The sequence below is a fragment of the Enterobacter sp. SECR19-1250 genome (assembly GCF_013391025.1).
GTDB classification, from domain to species: domain Bacteria; phylum Pseudomonadota; class Gammaproteobacteria; order Enterobacterales; family Enterobacteriaceae; genus Enterobacter; species Enterobacter cloacae.
In genome coordinates, this window is sequence record NZ_JACASJ010000189.1 from 1 (window position 1) to 4,567 (window position 4,567).

Sequence of the window (4,567 nt, forward strand, 5' to 3'; positions counted from 1 at the left end):
ATGCGTGATCTGATCCTTCAACTCAGCAAAAGTTCGATTTATTCAACAAAGTCCTTCATCTCTCTCTCAGCAGTGACTTGCTGTGCGTAAGAGATTATTTCTTCACCCGTCTTACCAGACAGGCTTTCGCGCATCTTTTTGCTTATCTCTTCGTTATCATTATTTGAAGTGGAACGCATCAGGTCAGCCATGTTGATGTTACTGAATGCCACAACCTTTAAGGCGCTATCGAATTCCTCCCGTTTATTTTCCGGAAGTGAATCTCTGACTTTGGCTATCGAGGATTTCATTGCAGCATCAGTTGAAGAATCAATTTTGGGTTTATCGCACCCGACGAGTAAGCAAGAAAATAATAACACACCAACAATTTTCTTCATGTTCCTGTTCCATCAGTAAAAAATTAAGATTAATCCTACCAGAGTTTGACCACACGACAAAATCTACTTGTGCATGTTATTGGAAATTTGTTGCATACCAGACGAAACCCTCAGCTTTAGCTGCTTCGCCAGTGCGGAGCAAAATTAGAGGCGTTTTCGAGAAGAGAAACTGGACAAAAAAACCGGGCTTCCGCCCGGTCCTGTTTAAGCCAAAATTGACGCTACTCGCTCAGCCCGCGATTCTCCAGCATCGGCTCAATCTTCGGATCGTGCCCGCGCCAGGTTCGGTACAGTTCAGCTAAATCCGTGCTGTTCCCGCGCGACAGAATCGCCTCACGGAATTTTTGCCCATTCTCGCGGGTTAAACCGCCCTGCTCGACAAACCACTGATAGCCATCATCCGCCAGCATCTGCGTCCACAGGTAGGCGTAATAACCTGCCGCATAGCCGCCGCCGAAGATATGCGCGAAGTAGCTGCTGCGATAACGTGGCGGTACGGCGGGCAGATCCAGCCCCTCTTTTTCCAACGCTGCTTTTTCAAATTCCTCTACGCTCGAAACGGCCTCACGAATGCCGTGCCAGTTCATGTCCAGCAGCGCGGCGCTGAGCGTTTCCGTCATGTCATAGCCTTTGTTGAAATGCGTTGCGTTGAGCATGCTTTCGCGCAGCGCGTCCGGCATCGGTTCGCCGGTCTCGTAATGGCGGGCATAGTGGGTAAATACCTGCGGGTGGCTGGCCCAGTGCTCATTGATTTGCGACGGGAACTCAACAAAATCACGCGGGGTATTGGTCCCGGACAGCGTGGCGTAGCGCTGACTGGCAAACAGGCCGTGCAGCGTATGACCAAATTCGTGGAACAGGGTTATTACATCATCCCAGGAGAGCAGCGCGGCGCCTCCGTGGCTGGGTTTTTGATAGTTACACACGTTGTAGATAACCGGACGGGAGGCAAATTCATATGATTGCTCGACGAAATTCCCCATCCACGCTCCGCCCTGTTTCGAATCGCGGGCGAAGAAATCGCCGTAGAACAGCGCCATGCCTTCTCCGGTGTGGTCGAAAATTTCCCACACGCGGACGTCCGGGTGATACACCGGAATATCGAAGCGCTCGACGAAGCGGATGCCAAACAGCTGGCTGGCCGTCCAGAATACGCCATCATGCAGTACGTTATTGAGCGCAAAATACGGCTTAATTTGCGACTCATCCAGGGCATATTTCGCCTGACGCACACGCTCGGCATAAAAGGCCCAGTCCCAGGCCTGCACGGTGAAGCCGCCCTGCTCATCATCAATGACTTTCTGGATATCGGCCTGTTCCTGCACCGCACGGGCGCGCGCCGCAGGGACAATTCCACGCATAAAGGTCAGTGCGGCCTCCGGCGTTTTTGCCATCTGGTCGGCGATGCTCCAGCTCGCAAAGTCGTCAAAGCCCAAAAGCTGCGCCTGGCGCGCACGCAATGCCGTGAGACGAAGGATCAACTCGCGGGTATCATTTTCATCGCCTTTCTGCGTACGCAGCCAGCCTGCGTTGAACAGGTTTTCACGGGTCTGTCGATTGCGAAGCAGTGAAAGCGCAGGTTGTTGGGTGGTGTTCAGGAGGGGGATTAGCCAGCGATCCTTCAGCCCTTTATCGGCGGCGGCCTGAGCAGCCGTGGCGATCTCCTCTGCGCTTAACCCCTCAAGCTGGTGAACATAATCCACCACCAGCCCGCCCGCCTTATCTGCGGCCAGCAGTCGCTGGTTGAACTGGCTGATCAGTGAGGCGACTTGTGTGTTCAGGTCTTTCAGTTCAGCTTTTTCAGCGTCGTTCAGTCGCGCCCCGGCCAGCACGAAGCGCTGGTGCGTCACCTCGACCAATCTGCGGGACTCAGCATCCAGCGCCTCACGATCCTGCCAGACGCTCTCCACGCGGGAAAATAACGTGTCGTTGAGCCAGATATCATTGGCCAGCGCGGCCAGCTCGGTTGAGAGCTGTTCTTCCAGCTCCTGTAAGCGGGCATTGGTGTGCGCCGACGTCATGGCAAAGAAAATACTGCTGACGCGCGCGAGCATGGCACCGCTTTTCTCCAGCGCCAGTACCGTATTATCAAAATCGGGTGCTGCCGTTTGCGCGACGATGGCATCAATATCTGCCCGCTTCTGGCGTATGGCCTCATCAAATGCCGGGCGATAGTGGCTGTCGTTGATTTCATCAAAACGCGGGGCCTGATAAGGCAGCAGGCTAATGTCAAAAAAAGGGTTACGGGTTGACATCTTTTACTCCTGATAACGGTTAACTTTCCCAGAGTAGGCCAGGCCGCCATTGACCGCAATGCGGTCATACAAATGATGCCTTAACGCACCCTCTCAGGGCGTGCTATGTTAGTACAACACAAAAAGCGTTGAGGAACAGTGAGATGATTATTTTAGTTACCGGGGCAACGGCAGGTTTTGGTGAATGCATCACGCGTCGCTTCGTCGCCAACGGCCACAAGGTGATTGCCACAGGTCGCCGTCAGGAGCGTCTGCAGGAGCTGAAAGAAGAGTTGGGTGACAATATCCTGACCGCGCAGCTTGATGTGCGCAACCGCGCCGCCATTGAAGAGATGATTGCCAACCTCCCCGCGCAGTGGCGTGCCATTGACGTGCTGGTCAACAACGCCGGTCTGGCGCTGGGTATGGAGCCCGCGCACAAAGCCAGCGTGGAAGACTGGGAAAACATGATCGACACCAACAACAAAGGGCTGGTGTATATGACCCGCGCCGTGCTGCCAGGCATGGTGGAGCGCAATCGCGGCCATATTATCAATATCGGCTCGACCGCCGGAAGCTGGCCGTATGCGGGCGGCAACGTCTATGGTGCGACAAAAGCGTTCGTGCGTCAGTTCAGCCTGAACCTGCGTACCGATCTGCACGGCACCGCCATTCGCGTCACGGATATCGAGCCGGGCCTGGTGGGCGGTACCGAGTTCTCCAACGTGCGTTTCAAAGGCGATGACGCGAAAGCAGATAAAACCTACGAAAATGCCAACGCGCTGACGCCGGAAGATGTCACCGAAGCGGTCTGGTGGGTCGCGACGTTGCCAAACCACGTCAATATCAACACCGTAGAGATGATGCCTGTCAGCCAGAGCTTTGCCGGACTTAACGTCCATCGAGGCTAACTCTGCCCTTCCCGGCCTGCGGGCCGGGTCTGTATCAGGGTATAAAAGAATGGTAGTATGTTCAGGCTAACTCTCTGAGAAATGACAACTCATGGCCGCTGAATCGCAACTCAATCCCACCCAGCCCGTTAACCAGCAAATCTATCGCATATTACGTCGTGATATTGTGCATTGCCTGATCCCGCCTGGTACGCCGCTTTCAGAAAAAGAGGTATCCGTGCGTTTTGACGTTTCCCGTCAGCCCGTACGTGAGGCGTTTATCAAGCTTGCTGAAAACGGCCTGATTCAGATCCGCCCGCAGCGCGGCAGCTATGTGAATAAAATATCGCTTTCTCAGGTCCGTAACGGCTGTTTTGTCCGTCAGGCCATTGAGTGCGCGGTGGCCCGGCGTGCGGCCACGCTGATGAATGACAACCAGTGTTACTGGCTGGAGCAAAACCTGCATCAGCAGCGTATTGCCATCGACCGCAAACAGCTTAACGACTTCTTTCAGCTCGATGATGAGTTTCACCAGAAGCTGGCGCAAATTGCCGATTGTCAGCTGGCCTGGGATACCATTGAAAACATTAAAGCCACGATCGACCGTGTGCGTTATATGAGTCTTGACCACGTCTCGCCACCGGAAATGTTGCTTCGACAGCATTATGATATTTTCAGCGCGCTGGAAAAACGCGACCCTGACGGTGTGGAAAAAGCGATGACCGTCCATCTGCAGGAGATCAGCGAATCCGTGCAGCTTATTCGGCAGGAAAACAGCGAGTGGTTTAGCGAAGATTAAATTCGCCGCACCCTTTCGGCGCGGCGGAGAGATTAGCGTACAACCAGGACCGGAATAGTGGCGTAGCGCAGGATAGATTCCGCATTTGAACCCAGCAGATGCGTGGTGATAGTCGGGTTTTTTGAACCGATAACAATCACGTCATATTCCCCTTCTTTGCTCATCCTGATAATTTCATCGCGCACGTTGCCGAAACGCACCTCACAATGAATGTGACTTTGTTGAATAAATCGAACTTTTGCTGAGTTGAAGGATCAGATCACGCAT

General features: G+C 53.7%; 4 protein-coding genes and 1 pseudogene. 2 read left to right on the plus strand and 3 right to left on the minus strand.

What is annotated here, in order from left to right:
• Nucleotides 1-38: 38 nt before the first annotated feature.
• A complete protein-coding gene (locus HX884_RS25345) occupies nucleotides 39-377 on the minus strand; it encodes a DUF6694 family lipoprotein (RefSeq protein ID WP_249166299.1) in 339 nt (112 codons plus the stop codon).
• 221 nt (nucleotides 378-598) lie between these two features.
• Nucleotides 599-2,632: a peptidyl-dipeptidase Dcp gene (gene dcp, locus HX884_RS25350; RefSeq protein ID WP_178328969.1), complete on the minus strand. Its 2,034-nt coding sequence runs from the start codon at nucleotides 2,630-2,632 to the stop codon at nucleotides 599-601.
• Between the two features lie 143 nt (nucleotides 2,633-2,775).
• Here dcp and ydfG point away from each other — a divergent pair, with 143 nt between their 5' ends.
• The gene (ydfG, locus tag HX884_RS25355) at nucleotides 2,776-3,522 is read left to right on the plus strand and encodes a bifunctional NADP-dependent 3-hydroxy acid dehydrogenase/3-hydroxypropionate dehydrogenase YdfG (protein WP_020688209.1); all 747 of its coding nucleotides are present in this window, start codon (nucleotides 2,776-2,778) and stop codon (nucleotides 3,520-3,522) included.
• Between the two features lie 91 nt (nucleotides 3,523-3,613).
• Nucleotides 3,614-4,300: a GntR family transcriptional regulator gene (locus HX884_RS25360; protein WP_013096780.1), complete on the plus strand. Its 687-nt coding sequence runs from the start codon at nucleotides 3,614-3,616 to the stop codon at nucleotides 4,298-4,300.
• Between the two features lie 32 nt (nucleotides 4,301-4,332).
• On the opposite strand, the pseudogene HX884_RS25365 reads toward HX884_RS25360, so the two are convergent.
• Nucleotides 4,333-4,518: pseudogene (locus tag HX884_RS25365) on the minus strand (universal stress protein); the annotation flags it as partial.
• Between the last annotated feature and the right edge of the window lie 49 nt (nucleotides 4,519-4,567).